General features: G+C 56.8%; 14 protein-coding genes. 11 read left to right on the top strand and 3 right to left on the bottom strand.

Annotated elements, in window-relative coordinates; genetic code table 11:
- Window positions 1-293: 293 nt before the first annotated feature.
- The 9 genes from tig (at window position 294) to DW58_RS08995 (ending at window position 11,069) form a co-directional block, all read left to right on the top strand.
- Window positions 294-1,592 carry a trigger factor gene (tig, locus tag DW58_RS09035; protein ID WP_024549862.1) on the top strand — a complete coding sequence of 433 codons (1,299 nt, stop codon included), beginning with the start codon at window positions 294-296 and terminating at the stop codon, window positions 1,590-1,592.
- Between the two features lie 300 nt (window positions 1,593-1,892).
- Window positions 1,893-2,516: an ATP-dependent Clp endopeptidase proteolytic subunit ClpP gene (gene clpP / locus DW58_RS09030; protein WP_024549863.1), complete on the top strand. Its 624-nt coding sequence runs from the start codon at window positions 1,893-1,895 to the stop codon at window positions 2,514-2,516.
- 129 nt (window positions 2,517-2,645) lie between these two features.
- Window positions 2,646-3,920: an ATP-dependent protease ATP-binding subunit ClpX gene (gene clpX, locus DW58_RS09025; RefSeq protein WP_024549864.1), complete on the top strand. Its 1,275-nt coding sequence runs from the start codon at window positions 2,646-2,648 to the stop codon at window positions 3,918-3,920.
- Between the two features lie 185 nt (window positions 3,921-4,105).
- Window positions 4,106-6,460 (top strand): endopeptidase La, encoded by a 2,355-nt coding sequence (lon, locus tag DW58_RS09020; RefSeq protein WP_024549865.1) that lies wholly within the window; start codon window positions 4,106-4,108, stop codon window positions 6,458-6,460.
- A 215-nt stretch (window positions 6,461-6,675) separates the two neighbouring features.
- Complete coding sequence (hupB, locus tag DW58_RS09015; protein ID WP_024549866.1) at window positions 6,676-6,948, top strand: nucleoid-associated protein HU-beta; 273 nt, start codon at window positions 6,676-6,678, stop codon at window positions 6,946-6,948.
- A gap of 217 nt (window positions 6,949-7,165) precedes the next feature.
- Window positions 7,166-9,040 carry a peptidylprolyl isomerase gene (ppiD, locus tag DW58_RS09010; protein WP_024549867.1) on the top strand — a complete coding sequence of 625 codons (1,875 nt, stop codon included), beginning with the start codon at window positions 7,166-7,168 and terminating at the stop codon, window positions 9,038-9,040.
- 146 nt (window positions 9,041-9,186) lie between these two features.
- Complete coding sequence (locus DW58_RS09005) at window positions 9,187-9,576, top strand: ComEA family DNA-binding protein (RefSeq protein ID WP_024549868.1); 390 nt, start codon at window positions 9,187-9,189, stop codon at window positions 9,574-9,576.
- Between the two features lie 100 nt (window positions 9,577-9,676).
- Window positions 9,677-10,075: a YbgC/FadM family acyl-CoA thioesterase gene (locus tag DW58_RS09000; protein WP_024549869.1), complete on the top strand. Its 399-nt coding sequence runs from the start codon at window positions 9,677-9,679 to the stop codon at window positions 10,073-10,075.
- 169 nt (window positions 10,076-10,244) lie between these two features.
- The gene (locus tag DW58_RS08995) at window positions 10,245-11,069 is read left to right on the top strand and encodes an MBL fold metallo-hydrolase (RefSeq protein ID WP_051195563.1); all 825 of its coding nucleotides are present in this window, start codon (window positions 10,245-10,247) and stop codon (window positions 11,067-11,069) included.
- A 3-nt stretch (window positions 11,070-11,072) separates the two neighbouring features.
- Here DW58_RS08995 and queC read toward each other — a convergent pair whose 3' ends face one another.
- The gene (queC, locus tag DW58_RS08990) at window positions 11,073-11,768 is read right to left on the bottom strand and encodes a 7-cyano-7-deazaguanine synthase QueC (RefSeq protein WP_024549871.1); all 696 of its coding nucleotides are present in this window, start codon (window positions 11,766-11,768) and stop codon (window positions 11,073-11,075) included.
- A gap of 30 nt (window positions 11,769-11,798) precedes the next feature.
- Window positions 11,799-13,535: an SgrR family transcriptional regulator gene (locus tag DW58_RS08985; protein ID WP_024549872.1), complete on the bottom strand. Its 1,737-nt coding sequence runs from the start codon at window positions 13,533-13,535 to the stop codon at window positions 11,799-11,801.
- Window positions 13,536-13,634: 99 nt separating this feature from the next.
- Between DW58_RS08985 and cof the strand changes: the two genes are divergently transcribed.
- Window positions 13,635-14,453: an HMP-PP phosphatase gene (gene cof, locus DW58_RS08980; RefSeq protein ID WP_024549873.1), complete on the top strand. Its 819-nt coding sequence runs from the start codon at window positions 13,635-13,637 to the stop codon at window positions 14,451-14,453.
- 43 nt (window positions 14,454-14,496) lie between these two features.
- Here the strand turns inward: cof and DW58_RS08975 are convergent, their stop codons facing one another.
- The gene (locus tag DW58_RS08975) at window positions 14,497-15,543 is read right to left on the bottom strand and encodes a PLP-dependent cysteine synthase family protein (RefSeq protein ID WP_029592751.1); all 1,047 of its coding nucleotides are present in this window, start codon (window positions 15,541-15,543) and stop codon (window positions 14,497-14,499) included.
- A 115-nt stretch (window positions 15,544-15,658) separates the two neighbouring features.
- Here DW58_RS08975 and DW58_RS08970 point away from each other — a divergent pair, with 115 nt between their 5' ends.
- The gene (locus tag DW58_RS08970) at window positions 15,659-16,123 is read left to right on the top strand and encodes an Lrp/AsnC family transcriptional regulator (RefSeq protein WP_024549754.1); all 465 of its coding nucleotides are present in this window, start codon (window positions 15,659-15,661) and stop codon (window positions 16,121-16,123) included.
- The last annotated feature ends 127 nt before the right edge of the window (window positions 16,124-16,250 follow it).

Genomic DNA, 16,250 nt, shown 5'->3' with positions numbered 1-16,250 from the left:
AGTGGAACACCAGCGGCCTGCGGGCCGTTTTATTTTGTCTGAATGGTTATGCCGGCCGGGCCGGTTCAGGCAAAAAACAGTGGGAAGTGTGAAAAACGCCGCAGACCGGCGTGTTTGCGCTTCTCGACTCACTACAGCGATGCCGCTATAATGCTGCGTCTTATTTTTCGGAACGTCTTCGGGATGATTCTGACGACAGGGAATGTGATTCTGATACAGAGGACATCCCGGTTCTGCGAAGCAGATATCGCTTCCGGAGTTGACCGAGCACTGTGATTTTTTGAGGTAACAAGATGCAAGTTTCAGTTGAAACCACTCAGGGCCTTGGGCGCCGTGTAACGATTACAATCGCTGCTGACAGCATCGAAAACGCTGTAAAAAGCGAGCTGGTCAACGTAGCGAAGAAAGTCCGCATTGACGGTTTTCGTAAGGGTAAAGTACCGATGAATGTCGTTGCTCAGCGTTATGGCGCTTCTGTTCGCCAGGACGTGCTGGGCGACCTGATGAGCCGCAACTTCGTTGAAGCGATCATCAAAGAGAAAATCAATCCGGCCGGCGCACCGAACTACGTTCCGGGCGAATACAAGCTGGGTGAAGACTTCACCTACGCGGTTGAGTTCGAAGTGTATCCGGAAGTTGAGCTGAAAGGCCTGGAAAACATCGTCGTTGAAAAACCGGTTGTTGAAGTGACCGACGAAGACGTTGACACCATGCTGGACACCCTGCGTAAGCAGCAGGCAACCTGGAAAGACAAAGACGGCGCTGTTGAAGCCGAAGACCGCGTTACCATCGACTTCTCTGGCTCTGTAGACGGCGAAGAGTTCGAAGGCGGCAAAGCGTCTGACTTCGTACTGGCGATGGGCCAGGGCCGCATGATCCCGGGCTTTGAAGACGGTATCAAAGGTCACAAAGCGGGCGACGAGTTCACCATCGACGTGACCTTTCCGGAAGATTACCACGCTGAAAACCTGAAAGGTAAAGCGGCGAAGTTCGACATCGTGCTGAAGAAAGTAGAAGAGCGCGAGCTGCCGGAACTGACTGCTGACTTCATCAAGCGTTTCGGCGTTGAAGACGGTTCCATCGCGGGCCTGCGTACTGAAGTACGTAAGAACATGGATCGTGAACTGAAAGGCGCGGTGCGTAACCGTGTGAAAACTCAGGCGATCGAAGGTCTGGTTCAGGCTAACGAGATCGAGATCCCGTCTGCGCTTATCGACAGCGAAATCGACGTTCTGCGCCGTCAGGCTGCACAGCGTTTCGGTGGCAGCGAGAAGCAGGCTCTGGAACTGCCGCGTGAACTGTTCGAAGAGCAGGCAAAACGCCGCGTTATCGTTGGTCTGCTGCTGGGCGAAGTGATTCGTACCCACGAACTGAAAGCAGACGAAGATCGCGTTAAGACCCTCATCGAAGAGATGGCGTCTGCCTACGAAGATCCGGCTGAAGTGATCGAGTTCTACAGCAAAAACAAAGAGCTGATGGACAACATGCGCAACGTCGCACTGGAAGAGCAGGCTGTGGAAGCGGTTCTCGCGAAAGCGAAAGTGACCGAGAAACCAACCTCCTTCAACGACCTGATGAACCAGCAGGCGTAAGCCGCTTTTCATCACCGCGTCATGCCATAAAGCCTGTCACCGTCGGTGACGGGCTTTTTTTTTCACATTTCGTTTTGTTCTGATGCGAAAAGCGTGCCGGAATGTTAGCGTAACAAGAAAACGTTGTTATGCTTGAAATAGGGCAGCATAAACCCCATTAATCATTGGTAACTCAACGAATACTCTGGCTGATAATCCGTCCGTGAAGGTTGTGAGGCACCACAGGCATAGTCATGCCTGGTCGTCTCAAGTAGAATCAGTACAGCAGGCGACTTACGAATATTTATCCAGGAGACGGAAATGTCATACAGTGGCGAACGAGATAATGTAGCACCCCATATGGCCCTGGTGCCGATGGTGATTGAACAAACCTCACGCGGTGAGCGTTCATTCGATATCTACTCCCGCCTGCTCAAGGAGCGCGTCATTTTCATGACCGGTCAGGTGGAAGACCACATGGCAAACCTGATCGTGGCGCAGATGCTGTTTCTCGAAGCAGAGAACCCGGAAAAGGACATCTACCTGTACATTAACTCTCCTGGCGGTGTGATCACGGCCGGGATGTCAATTTACGACACGATGCAGTTTATCAAGCCGGACGTCAGCACCATTTGTATGGGTCAGGCCGCGTCAATGGGCGCATTCCTGCTGACCGCTGGCGCGAAAGGCAAACGTTTCTGCCTGCCGAACTCTCGCGTGATGATCCACCAGCCGCTGGGCGGTTATCAGGGTCAGGCAACGGATATCGAAATCCACGCGCGTGAAATCCTGAAAGTGAAAGGCCGCATGAATGAACTTATGGCGCATCACACGGGTCAATCTCTTGAGCAGATTGAACGTGATACCGAGCGCGACCGTTTCCTGTCGGCATCGGAAGCGGTAGAGTACGGGCTGGTTGATTCAATTTTAACCCATCGTAGCTGATGGGCAGGCCGTGTGAGGCCGCTATACTATAGTAACGCTGGCGCCTCATTACGGTGAATACAGCTTGCGCCTGTGAATAGCATTGCGTCGTTGTGTGCGGCACAAAGAACAGAAAAGAGGTTTTGACTCATGACAGATAAACGCAAAGATGGTTCGGGCAAACTGTTGTACTGCTCTTTTTGCGGCAAAAGCCAGCATGAAGTACGCAAACTGATTGCCGGTCCATCCGTGTATATCTGCGACGAGTGTGTCGATTTGTGTAACGACATCATTCGCGAAGAGATTAAAGAAGTAGCGCCGCATCGTGAACGCAGTGCGCTGCCTACACCGCATGAAATCCGTGCTCATCTGGATGACTATGTTATCGGGCAGGAGCAAGCGAAAAAAGTCCTCGCGGTCGCGGTATATAACCACTACAAACGTCTGCGCAATGGCGACAGCTCCAACGGCGTTGAGCTGGGTAAAAGTAACATTCTGCTTATCGGCCCGACCGGTAGCGGTAAAACCCTGCTGGCCGAAACCCTGGCCCGCCTGCTGGACGTTCCCTTCACCATGGCTGACGCCACCACGCTGACCGAAGCCGGTTACGTGGGTGAAGACGTTGAAAACATTATTCAGAAACTGCTGCAGAAGTGCGATTACGACGTGCAAAAAGCGCAGCGCGGCATTGTATACATCGATGAGATCGACAAAATCTCCCGTAAATCTGACAACCCGTCAATTACGCGCGATGTATCCGGTGAAGGCGTACAGCAGGCGCTGCTGAAGCTTATCGAAGGCACCGTGGCAGCCGTACCGCCGCAGGGTGGCCGTAAGCATCCGCAGCAGGAATTCCTGCAGGTTGATACCTCTAAGATCCTCTTTATCTGCGGCGGCGCCTTTGCCGGTCTGGATAAAGTCATCGCTAACCGCGTTGAAACCGGTTCAGGTATCGGCTTTGGTGCGACGGTAAAAGCCCAGTCCCAGAAAGCGAACGAAGGTGAACTGCTGGCCCAGGTAGAGCCGGAAGATCTGATCAAGTTTGGTCTTATCCCGGAGTTTATCGGTCGTCTGCCGGTGGTTGCCACGCTGAACGAACTGAGCGAAGAAGCGCTGATTCAGATCCTGAAAGAGCCGAAAAACGCCCTGACCAAACAGTATCAGGCGCTGTTCAATCTGGAAGGCGTGGAACTTGAGTTCCGCGACGAAGCGCTGAACGCGATCGCCAAAAAAGCGATGGCGCGCAAAACCGGTGCGCGTGGCCTGCGCTCCATCGTAGAGGGCGCACTGCTTGATACGATGTACGATCTGCCGTCCATGGATGAAGTGGAAAAAGTGGTAATTGACGACGCAGTTATTGCCGGCCAGTCCAAGCCAATGCTGATTTACGGGAAACCGGAAGCACAGCAGGCATCCGGCGAATAATTAACCAGTCCATACAGTCAGTTAATAAAAAAATGGGGAGTTTAGCTCCCCATTTATTTTTCCTTCGTTCCTGCCGTTGAATCCACGCGATACATCCCCATATACTGATTTACTTGTTAGCGGCGTCATGAACGATGTCATGTGCGCTCCATAACCTGGCGGACACTAAACTAAGAGAGAGCTCTATGAATCCTGAGCGTTCTGAACGCATTGAAATCCCCGTATTGCCGTTGCGCGATGTGGTGGTTTATCCGCACATGGTCATCCCCTTGTTTGTGGGACGGGAAAAATCAATCCGTTGCCTCGAAGCGGCTATGGATAATGATAAAAAAATCATGCTGGTCGCCCAGAAAGAGGCGTCAACGGATGAGCCAGGCGTGAATGACCTTTTCACCGTCGGGACCGTGGCATCCATTCTGCAGATGCTGAAACTGCCGGACGGTACCGTTAAGGTGCTGGTCGAAGGTTTGCAGCGCGCACGCATCACGACGCTTTCAGACAACGGCGAACACTTCACCGCTAAAGCCGAATACCTTGACTCGCCAGCCATTGAAGAGCGCGAGCAGGAAGTGCTGGTGCGCACCGCCATTAGCCAGTTTGAAGGCTATATCAAACTTAACAAAAAAATTCCGCCGGAAGTGCTGACGTCGCTTAATAGCATCGACGATCCTGCACGTCTGGCAGACACCATCGCTGCGCACATGCCGCTTAAGCTTGCCGACAAACAGTCGGTGCTGGAGATGTCCGACGTTAACGAGCGTCTGGAATATCTGATGGCGATGATGGAGTCTGAAATCGATCTGCTGCAGGTTGAGAAACGCATTCGCAACCGCGTGAAAAAGCAGATGGAGAAAAGCCAGCGCGAGTACTACCTGAATGAGCAAATGAAAGCTATTCAGAAAGAGCTGGGCGAGATGGAAGACGCGCCGGATGAAAACGAAGCGCTGAAACGCAAGATCGACGCGGCGAAAATGCCGAAAGAGGCGAAAGAGAAAGCCGAAGCCGAACTGCAGAAGCTGAAAATGATGTCGCCGATGTCTGCGGAAGCGACCGTGGTGCGCGGCTACATCGAGTGGATGGTGCAGGTTCCGTGGAACGCGCGCAGCAAGGTGAAGAAAGATCTGCGCCAGGCGCAGGAGATCCTCGATACCGATCACTACGGCCTTGAGCGTGTGAAAGACCGCATCCTTGAGTATCTCGCCGTCCAGAGCCGCGTGAACAAAATTAAAGGGCCGATCCTGTGCCTGGTCGGGCCGCCGGGGGTAGGTAAAACCTCCCTGGGGCAGTCCATCGCCAAGGCTACAGGCCGTAAGTACATCCGTATGGCGCTCGGCGGCGTGCGTGATGAAGCGGAAATCCGCGGCCACCGTCGTACCTATATTGGTTCGATGCCGGGCAAACTGATCCAGAAAATGGCGAAAGTGGGGGTGAAAAATCCGCTGTTCCTGCTGGATGAGATCGACAAGATGTCCTCCGACATGCGCGGTGACCCGGCTTCAGCGCTGCTGGAAGTACTGGATCCGGAACAGAACGTGGCGTTTAACGATCACTATCTGGAAGTGGATTACGACCTGAGCGATGTCATGTTCGTGGCAACCTCTAACTCCATGAACATCCCGGCGCCGCTGCTTGACCGTATGGAAGTTATCCGTCTGTCCGGCTACACCGAAGACGAGAAGCTGAACATCGCGAAGCGCCACCTGCTGCCGAAGCAGATTGAACGCAACGCGCTGAAGCCGAACGAACTGACGGTAGACGACAGCGCCATCGTCGGCATCATCCGCTACTACACCCGTGAAGCGGGCGTGCGTAGCCTTGAGCGTGAAATCTCCAAGCTGTGCCGTAAAGCGGTGAAACAGCTGCTGCTGGATAAAACCAGCAAGCACATTGAGATTAACGGCGATAACCTGAAAGACTACCTCGGCGTGCAGCGCTTCGACTACGGCCGTGCGGACAGCGAAAACCGCGTGGGCCAGGTAACGGGGCTGGCGTGGACCGAAGTGGGCGGCGATCTGCTGACCATTGAAACCGCGTGCGTACCGGGTAAAGGGAAGCTTTCTTACACCGGCTCGCTGGGTGAGGTTATGCAGGAGTCCATCCAGGCGGCGCTTACCGTAGTGCGTGCGCGTGCCGAGAAGCTCGGCATCAACGGCGATTTCTACGAGAAGCGTGATATTCACGTTCACGTGCCGGAAGGGGCGACCCCGAAGGACGGCCCGAGCGCCGGTATCGCCATGTGCACTGCGCTGGTCTCTTGCCTGACCGGTAACCCGGTACGTGCCGACGTTGCCATGACCGGTGAGATCACCCTGCGTGGCCAGGTACTGCCGATCGGCGGGCTGAAAGAGAAGCTGCTGGCAGCGCACCGCGGGGGCATCAAAACCGTGCTGATTCCTTACGAGAACAAACGCGATCTGGAAGAAATTCCGGACAACGTTATCGCCGATCTGACTATTCATCCGGTGAAGCGTATCGAAGAAGTCCTGGCGCTGGCACTGCAGAACGAACCGTCCGGAATTCAGGTCGTCACCGCAAAATAGTGACCTGACGCATAATGCATCAATAAAAACGAAGCTGGCAGGGTAAATCATACTTGCCAGCTTTTTTTTGTGCCGCTAATTTATGGGGCTGCCAGGCCTGATTAAATATTTTTTCTGGTGTTGTAAGGGCATGAGAGGCCTGCTATAACTGCTCCGCGGTCGCGCTGTGATGGATATGCAGGCGCGATATATATAATAAAGAGAGGAAGAGAAGAGTGAATAAATCTCAACTGATAGACAAAATTGCCGCAGGTGCTGATATTTCCAAGGCTGCGGCTGGACGTGCGTTAGATGCGTGGATTGCTTCTGTTACTGAATCTCTGAAAGCAGGAGACGATGTAGCCCTGGTTGGTTTTGGTACTTTTGCTGTTCGTGAACGCGCAGCCCGCACCGGCCGCAACCCACAGACCGGTAAAGAGATCACTATCGCAGCCGCTAAAGTCCCCGGTTTCCGTGCTGGTAAAGCGCTGAAAGACGCGGTGAACTAAACCACTTCTCTCGTGCGAGAGGAGCTACTGACGAGGGCGCATCTTCTGATGTGCCTTTTTTTATGCCCTGAATAAGACTTTCTGCACGATGTGGGCTGACAATTGGCCCGGTTTCTTGTCACAATAGCTTTTTTGCGCGCAGCGGCAGCCTCGCACCTTTCGGGGTGGCGGTGTTTGCGCGGGATTACAGTCACCTACAGCGGAGTGTTGTTACACCATGATGGACAATTTACGCGCGTCGGCTAACCACCTCGTGCTCAAGATCATTCTGGGTTTGATTATCGTGTCATTCGTTCTGACTGGCGTAGGTAACTACCTGATTGGCGGTAACAGTAACTACGCCGCAAAAGTAAACGGGCAGGAGATCAACCGCGCGCAGTTCGAAGGCGAGGTCATGCGCGAGCGTACCCGTTTGCAGAATGAACTGGGCGAGCAGTTCTCGGTGCTGGCGGCGGATGAAAACTTCATGAAGCGTAAGCGTCAGGAAGTGTTGAACCAGATGATCGATCAGGCGCTGCTTGACCAGTACGCCAAATCGCTGGGGCTGGGCATCAGCGATGCGCAGATCAAACAGGCCATCTTTAACACCCCGATGTTCCAAACCGACGGGAAGTTCGATAACCAGCGCTTTACCTCCCTGTTAGCTGCCAACCAGCTGACGCCTGACTCCTACGCACAGAGCCTGCGCAATCAGCTGCTGAATCAGCAGGTGGTGAATGCCGTACTGGGCACCGACTTTACGCTGAAAGGCGAAGCTGACGAGATCGCCGCCCTGGTATCCCAGCAGCGCGTGGTGCGTCAGGCCGCAATTGACGTGAAGGCCCTTGCTGCGAAACTGCAGATTAGCGATGCCGAGATTAACGCCTGGTACAACGCCCACAAGAACGAGTACCTGACGCCGGAACAGTATCGCGTAAGCTACATCAAGCTGGATGCCGCCACGATGGCACAGCAGGTTAGCGATGCCGAGATTCAGGCTTATTACGATGAGCATCAGGCTGAATTCACAACGCCGGCCCGTCATCGCTACAGCGTGATCCAGACCAAAACGGAAGATCAGGCGAAGCAGGTGCTGGATGCGCTGAAGAAAGGGGAAGACTTTGCCGCGCTGGCGAAAGCCAAATCTACCGATATCATCTCCGCCCGTAACGGCGGCGATATGGGGTGGCTGGAAGAGTCTACTACCCCGGACGAGCTGAAAAACGCGAAGCTGACCGAAAAAGGCCAGCTGTCTGACGTCATCACCTCATCGGTGGGCTTCCTGGTGGCGCGTCTGGATGATACCCAGCCGGCACAGGTGAAACCGCTGGCCGAGGTGCGTGATGCCATCATTGCGAAAGTGAAGCAGAACAAGGCGCTGGATGCCTACTTCGCGCTGCAGCAGAAGGTCAGCGAAGCGGCCACCAACGACAACACTTCCTTGCAGGCCGCCGAGCAGGTTGCGGGCGTGAAAGCGGTGCAGACCGGCTGGTTCAGTCAGAATCAGCTCCCGGAAGAGCTGAACTTCAAACCGGTTGCTGATGCCATCTTCGGCGGTTCACTGGTGGGGGCAAACGGTGCGCCGGGTAACAACTCAGACATCATCACCGTGGAAGGCGATCGTGCTTTCGTACTGCGCATCACCGACCATAAAGCGGAAGCCGCAAAACCGCTGGATGAAGTCCGCACGCAGGTTGTCGATACCCTGAAGCTGAATAAAGCTCGTCAGCAGGCCAACCAGGACGCGCAGAAACTGCTTACCACCCTGAAGAGCGGTAAAGGCGACGAAGCCCTGAAAGCCGCAGGCCTGAGCTTTGGTGAGGCGAAAACGCTGAGCCGTAACGCTGGCGATCAGGTGAGCCAGGCTGCGTTTAACCTGCCGCTCCCGGCGAAGGATAAACCGAGCTACGGTGTGGCAGACAATGAGCAGGGCAATGTCGTTCTGCTGGCGCTGGATGAAGTCCGCAGCGGCACCATGCCGGAAGAGCAGAAAAAAGCGATGACCAAAGGTCTGGCGCAGAACAATGCCTCCATTGCATTTGATGCCCTGATGCAGAACCTGCGTAAAGAGGCCAAAATCAAATATGGCGACATGGCGGATCCGCAACAATAACGAGACGCCTCGCACATTTTCTGCACGTTAGTGCAACACCTAAAGGCCGCTTTCGCGGCCTTTTCCATTTCTGCAATCTGCCTTTTGCCTCGCGCTCTGCCCGCCGTTATCGTGGCCTTGCTGTCAACAAACAAGGAGATAACAGCATGAAACCTGGATTCAACGCATTTTTTATTACTCTGGCAATGATGATGAGCAGCGTCTGCTATACCGCCTCCGCCGCGTCATCTGCCGCCCCCAAAAGCGACGCCCCCCACGCGCAGGCAACAATGGCGGCGAAGGGGGAGACGCGCAGCGCAACGCCGCCGGTTATGGCGCAGGAGAAGCAGGTAAGCGACGACGAAACGGTAAGTATCAACACCGCCACGGCGGAAGAGCTGGCGCAGGCGCTGAACGGCGTAGGCGCGAAAAAGGCCCAGGCGATTGTCAGCTATCGGGAAGAGTACGGACCCTTTAAATCCCTTGAGGATCTCAAGCAGGTGCCGGGAATGGGCAACGCCCTGGTTGAACGAAATATGGCGCACCTCAAACTCTGAATGACGCGCCTTGCAGAGTGGTAAAACTTTGCCAGACTAGAGAGGTCATACCAGTTGTGTGACCTCTTACCCTATAACAATGACAGGAAGGCCTGGCGCTATGCAGACGCAGATTACCGTTCGTGGTTTCCATATCGATGTTTATCAACACGTAAATAATGCCCGCTACCTTGAGTTTCTTGAGGAGGCGCGCTGGGCAGGGCTTGAGCAGAGCGAGAGCTTCCAGTGGATGATGGCTCACAACATCGCGTTCGTGGTGGTGAACATCAACATCAACTACCGCAGCCCGGCGGTGTTGGGAGACGTGCTAACCATCAGCAGCGCGGTCGAGCAGCTTAACGGTAAGAGCGGCGTGCTAAGCCAGGTCGTCACCCGTAAATCCGCCAGCGATGTGGTCGCCGATGCGCTGATCACCTTTGTCTGTATCGATTTGAAAACCCAGAAAGCGCTGCCGCTGGAAGGGGAGCTGCGCGACAAGCTTGAGCAACTGATCGTCTGACGAGGCCCGCATACGGCGGTAACGCCCCGGCAGCGCGGCAGGAAGATGTCACCCGTGACGGCCTGCCGCATCCTGTGCCGTCACGCTGAAGCCTGCCGCCTCGCCTGAGTTATCCCGCTATCGCTTCTATACTTTGCGGTCGACATGGGTTTTCTGGCAAAGGAGAGGTATGCGAATTCATCATCTTAACTGCGGCTGTATGTGCCCGCTGGGCGGCGCGCTGTACGACGGTTTCAGCAAGGGCGTGCACGCGCACCTTATCTGCCACTGCCTGCTGATTGAAACCAATCGCGATGGCCTGGTGCTGGTGGATACCGGTTTTGGCGAGCAGGATATGACGCAGCCACAGCGCAGGCTGCCAGCCTTTTTCCGGGCGTTGAACAACATTCAGTACCGTCGCGAACTGACCGCGCTGTATCAGATTCAGCAACTTGGATTTCAGGCGGCGGACGTCAGGCACATCGTGCTGACGCACCTCGATTTCGACCATGCGGGGGGAATCACCGACTTCCCCAATGCCCGGCTTCACCTGATGCAGGATGAAATCGCCAGCGTGCGGGCGCAGCGTACCTGGCTCGATCACCGGCGGTATGTGGACCAGCAGTGGCGTACCACTGACGGCTGGCACGGCTATGCCCCCGGCGGCGAGAAGTGGTTCGGGTTTGACGCGGTTCGCGAACTGGACGGTTTACCGCCGGAGATCCTGTTAATTCCGTTGCCGGGCCACACTACCGGGCACGCGGGCGTCGCAATTTCGCACAGCGACGGGTGGTTGCTGCACGGCGGCGATGCCTGGTTCTACCGTGGCGAGATGGCAGCGCGCTATCACTGCACGCCGGGGCTGCGTTTCTATCAGTGGATGATGGAGAAAGACCGACAGGCGCGGCTGGAAAACCAGCAGCGGCTACGCGTGCTGGCGCAGCAGGAGAGCGCAGGCGTCACGCTCTTTTGCAGTCATGATGCGAAGGAGTATGAGCGCCTGCGACAGGGATAACGCTTAACAAAGACCGGTTTTCTGCTTCATGGCCGCCATTACGGCAGGCTTATCGGCCAGATAATGGTTCAGGCCGTTGGCACGGAGGTTACAGGCGGCGCACTGGCCGCAGCCGTCGCCTTTGATACCGTTGTAGCAGGTGAGCGTCTCTTCGCGCACGGTATCAAGCTTGCCCCAGTAATCCGCAAGCGCCCAGGTCTCCGCTTTGTCGAGCCACATCAGCGGCGTTTCAAAGCGTACCTCGCGCGCCATCCCCAGGTTTACCGCATGGTTGAGCGCCTTAACGAACTCATCGCGGCAGTCCGGGTAGCCGGAAAAATCGGTTTCACACACCCCGGTGATCACCGCTTCGGCCTGCACCTGATAGGCATAGATCGCCGTCAGGGTGAGGAACAGAATATTGCGTCCCGGCACGAAGGTGTTGGGAATGCCGCTAGCATCGGGCTGGTAATCGGGGACCGGGATGCTGTCCCGCGTCAGGCTGCTGACCGCAAGCTCGTTCAGCAGGGTGACATCCAGCACTTTATGCGCCCGCGCGCCCAGCGCTGTGGCCAGCTCACGCGCCACATCGATCTCGGCGCGATGGCGTTGACCGTAGTCGAAGGTAACGCAGTGTACTTCATCGTACTGCTGGAGCGCCTGAATCAGGCAGGTGGTGGAATCCTGGCCTCCGCTAAAGACCACGACGGCACGTTTCATAATCGTTCCTGTTGTTGACGGCAGTGGCCGCTATGGTAACGCCCCAGGGCCACGCCCTCCAGCTTCTTCACGGATTTCCGGCGGCGGTAGCCAGGCGCGGGTGAAATCGAACCAGCCCAGCGCGTTGAGATGAATGCCATTGACGCCGGGCGGAGCGCTAATCTGGTAGCGGTAGTTAAACAGCGGCGTCAGCACCGCATCGTCCATCAGTGCGGCCAGCACCCGATGTAAGCCAGCATTGCGCTGCGCGTGCCGGGGCTCGGCCTGTACCACGTTCAACGTGGTCTGAAGCTGCGCATACTGCTCCGCGGTCAGTAATGCCGGCCACAGCACATCGCTGCGCAGCCACTGCTCCAGGGTGTACTCCGGCGCTTCGCCAATCAGCCTGTCGCCCATCACCAAATCTGCCCCGGCAAGCTGGGCGCAACCGGTCCAGTTTTTGGCATTGTGAAACAGCACGTTGAGCGTGCAGCCGAGATCGGCAAAGTAGCGTTCCAGCTGGGCGGCCATGGTGTGGAGCTCGCCGGGAAGGTGGTACACCAGCGTCAACTGGCGCTGGAGCGCCTCGGCATGCGGTGGCCAGTCGGGGATGGTGAGCCCCGGCACCAGCTCTGTCGTTGGGGTAATGAGGTTCTCATCCAGCGGCAGGGTATCCAGGATGCCGCTCTGGTGAATAATCTGCATGATGCGTCGCGCCTGAGCGCGGCTGAGCGAGCCGTGCTGGCGAACCGCGAGGTAGCAGAACCCCAGACTGATGCTGTTACTGACCGGCCGCAGCGTGGTCAGCTCGTCCGGATCGCCAATGGCGATCTGCGCCGGATGCCGACAGCTGGTGCCCATCTCCCGCTCAAACAGCTGAGGGGTGATCCAGTACTCAATCGCCTTCAGCACCGGATGCTGCAGATGCCAGCTTTCATGGCACTCCAGCCGCACCAGGTCTGGTTTAAAGGCCACCAGCCTAAACGGCCCGCTGCCAAGCTGTGTGTTATCCGGGTGCGCCAGGCGGCTACAGTAGCTCGCCAGCCGCCACGGCAGCCAGTAATCGGGGTAGTGCAGGCGGAAGGTCAGGCAGCGGGCATGCGGCACCTCAATCTGTTTCACGCTGGCGAACAGCCGCGCCAGCGGTGGATCGCTCAGCAGGAGCTGCAGGCGCGCCTGAAGCTGGTGGGTTTCGATGCGCTCGCCGTTATGCCAGTGCAGGGTGGAGCGGATGTAAAACTGCCATACGCAGCCGTCGGGGCTGACCTGCCAGTGATGGGCCAGATCGCCCTGCGGCTCGGCGCTGTCGGAATCGAAACGGGTGATCCCGGAGAATATCTGCCCGGCAAGGTGCTGCTCGGCGCGCCCCGGCAGAAAGCCTGGCCTGAGCGGCTCCAGCGGGCGGTAGTAGGGGATACGCAGCGTGGGGGTATCGTTCTGCCACTGGCCGCCAAGGAAAGGCTGAAGCAGATGCCGGAGTTGCTCAGGGGCCAGCCGGGTCAGCTCCAGCGCGTTCTGCGAGTGGCCGCGGGTGAGCGCCTGCTCCATCAGCGTTCCGCGCAGGCTGTGGGGCGAGGTGTGGAAGGTGAGGGTACCGCGTTTGCCGCGTCCCGATTGCGCCTCCCACGTCAGCCAGCCGGCAAGCTGCGCCTGGCGAAGCAGCGTGCGCATATGACGCTCGCTGCAAAAGCAGCGTTCGGCAAGTTCTGCCACGGTGGCCTGCTGCGGCGCGCCCAGGGAGGGCTGCCACAGTCGTTGAAACTGGTTGAGTCTGTTTGCGAGGCGCACAGGAAACCCTGAACAATTTTTTGCAAGTATTCCCTATTAGTTCCGTATATACCAGGCAATACTTTCGCTCATCCTTGATTTCCCTCTTCTGGAGACACCATGGCCCGACTGGCTGCATTTGATATGGACGGCACGCTGCTGATGCCGGACCACCGCCTCGGCGATGCCACGCTTGCCACCCTGAAGCGCCTGCGCGAGCGGGACATCACGCTGGCCTTTGCCACCGGGCGCCACGCGCTGGAGATGCGCCAGCTGGTGGCGAATCTGGGGCTGGAGGCGTTTCTTATCACCGGCAACGGAACGCGCATCCACACCTTTGAAGGCGAGCTGCTGCACGCGCAGGATTTAACCCCGCAGGTCGCGGAGCGCGTCCTGCACGGCGAGTGGAATACCACCGCCAGCATGCACGTGTTCAACGATCGCGGCTGGTTTACCGATAAAGCGCTGCCCTGGCTATTAGTAGCGCATGGCATGAGCGGGTTTGAATATCAGGTGGCGGATCTCAAACGTCTGCCGACTGACGAGGTCACCAAAATCTGTTTTGTCGGCGACCATGCCGATCTGGAGCAGCTTAGGCTGCAGCTCAGCGACGCGCTGGGCGACAGTGCGCACCTGTGCTTTTCTGCCTTCGAGTGTCTGGAAGTGCTGCCGCCCGGCTGTAATAAAGGGGCGGCGCTGGCGGTGCTGAGCGAACATCTGGGCGTTTCGCTCGCGGAGTGCATGGCGTTTGGCGATGCCATGAACGATCGTGAAATGCTTTCTCAGGTGGGACATGGCCTGATCATGGGTAACGCCATGCCGCAGCTGATCTCCGCGCTGCCGCATCTGCCGGTGATTGGTCACTGTCAGAGTCAGGCAGTATCCCACTATTTATCTCATTGGCTGGACCATTCTGACCTTCCTTATTCCCCCGAATAGATGAGGCTCTTCCAGCAAGCCGGGCGCTAACCCCGGCTTTTTTTTATGCGTTCAGCTCAGCAATGGCCTTGCGCCAGTCGCTGATATCCCCGAACTGCTTCGCTACCCACTCCGGGTTGTAACAGGTGTCGAGATAGCGTTCGCCGCTGTCGCACAGCAGCGTCACGATAGCACCGCGTCGGCCCTCCGCGCGCATCCGTGCGGCGAGCTGCAGCACGCCCCACATATTGGTTCCGGTTGACGCGCCCACCTTGCGGCCCAGCAGTCCCTCCAGCCAGCCGAGCGTCGCGATGGATGCGGCATCCGGCACCCGCATCATCTCGTCAATCACATCAGGAATAAACGACGGCTCGACGCGCGGTCGGCCAATGCCTTCGATGCGGCTGCCGACCTGGCTTTTCAGCGCCGGATCGCGCTGCTGCCAGTAATCCATAAACACCGAGTTTTCCGGATCCACCACCATCAGCTTTGTGGCATGTCCCTGGTAACGCAGATAGCGGCCAAGGGTTGCCGAGGTACCGCCGGTGCCGGCGCTCATCACGATGTAGTCCGGCACCGGGTGCGGCTCGTGTGACATCTGGCGGAAGATGCTCTCGGCGATGTTGTTGTTGCCGCGCCAGTCGGTGGCCCGCTCCGCGTAGGTGAACTGGTCCATATAGTGGCCGCGCAGCTCCCGGGCGAGGGTTTCCGAAGCCTCATAAATCTCACAGGCGCTTTCAACAAAGTGGCAGCGCCCGCCGTAAAAGGCGATCTGCTCGATTTTGCGCTTCGCGGTGCAGGAGGGCATCACGGCGATAAACGGCAGGCCGAGCAGACGGGCGAAGTAGGCCTCCGACACGGCGGTGGAGCCGGACGATGACTCCACAATGGTTGTGCCTTCGTTAATCCAGCCGTTGCTCAGGCCATAGAGAAACAGCGAGCGGGCGAGGCGGTGCTTCAGGCTGCCGGTGGGATGGGTGCTCTCATCCTTCAGGTAGATGTTGATGCCGGGAAACGCGGGCAGGGTAAGGCGGATGAGATGCGTATCCGCCGAGCGCTGAAAGTCGGCGTTAATTTCGTTGATGGCGTGGTTTACGAAGGCGCGATTCATGGTGGCAATCCGTTTGTCATTTTGTGCCTAGCGTAAAGCAAAGCGCGGAAAAATTAATTGCCATTTAGCCTGCATATTTCGCACTATGGAGAAAATTTTTCTCAGGAAAGCCGCTATGATAGATAAAATTGACCAGAAACTGCTTTCGCTGCTGCAGGAAGACTGCACGCTCTCTTTGCAGGCGCTGGCGGATGCCGTTAATCTGACGACCACGCCCTGCTGGAAACGGCTTAAGCGCCTGGAAGATGAAGGGATTATCCGTGGCCGCGTGGCGCTGCTTAACGGCGAAAAGCTCGGGCTGGGGCTGACCGCGTTTATGCTGATCAAAACCCAGCAGCACAGCAGCGCCTGGTACAGCCAGTTCGTAGCCGTGGTTGAGGAGATGCCGGAAGTGCTGGGGTTCTGGCGCATGGCCGGCGAGTACGACTATCTGATGCAGGTGCAGGTTGCAGATATGAAACGCTACGACGACTTCTACAAGCGGCTGGTTAACCGCATGCCCGGTCTGTCCGATGTCACCTCAAGTTTTGCTATGGAACAGATAAAATACACCACCGCGCTGCCGATAAATGCGCCATAGTTTTTGTGGTAGCGGCTGTTTTTATTCTCATTTTTGACATAAATCCTGCTCAGACTAGAATCGAAACGTCCTGAGCGCCTGCAGGGCCACCCATCCTTATTGATTGTTGAATTACCCAACCAGGAAA

The organism is Siccibacter turicensis LMG 23730, from assembly GCF_000463155.2.
Taxonomy (GTDB): domain Bacteria; phylum Pseudomonadota; class Gammaproteobacteria; order Enterobacterales; family Enterobacteriaceae; genus Siccibacter; species Siccibacter turicensis.
The sequence above is the reverse complement of the archived record's forward strand: the minus strand, read 5'-3'. Positions and strand labels throughout refer to the sequence as shown.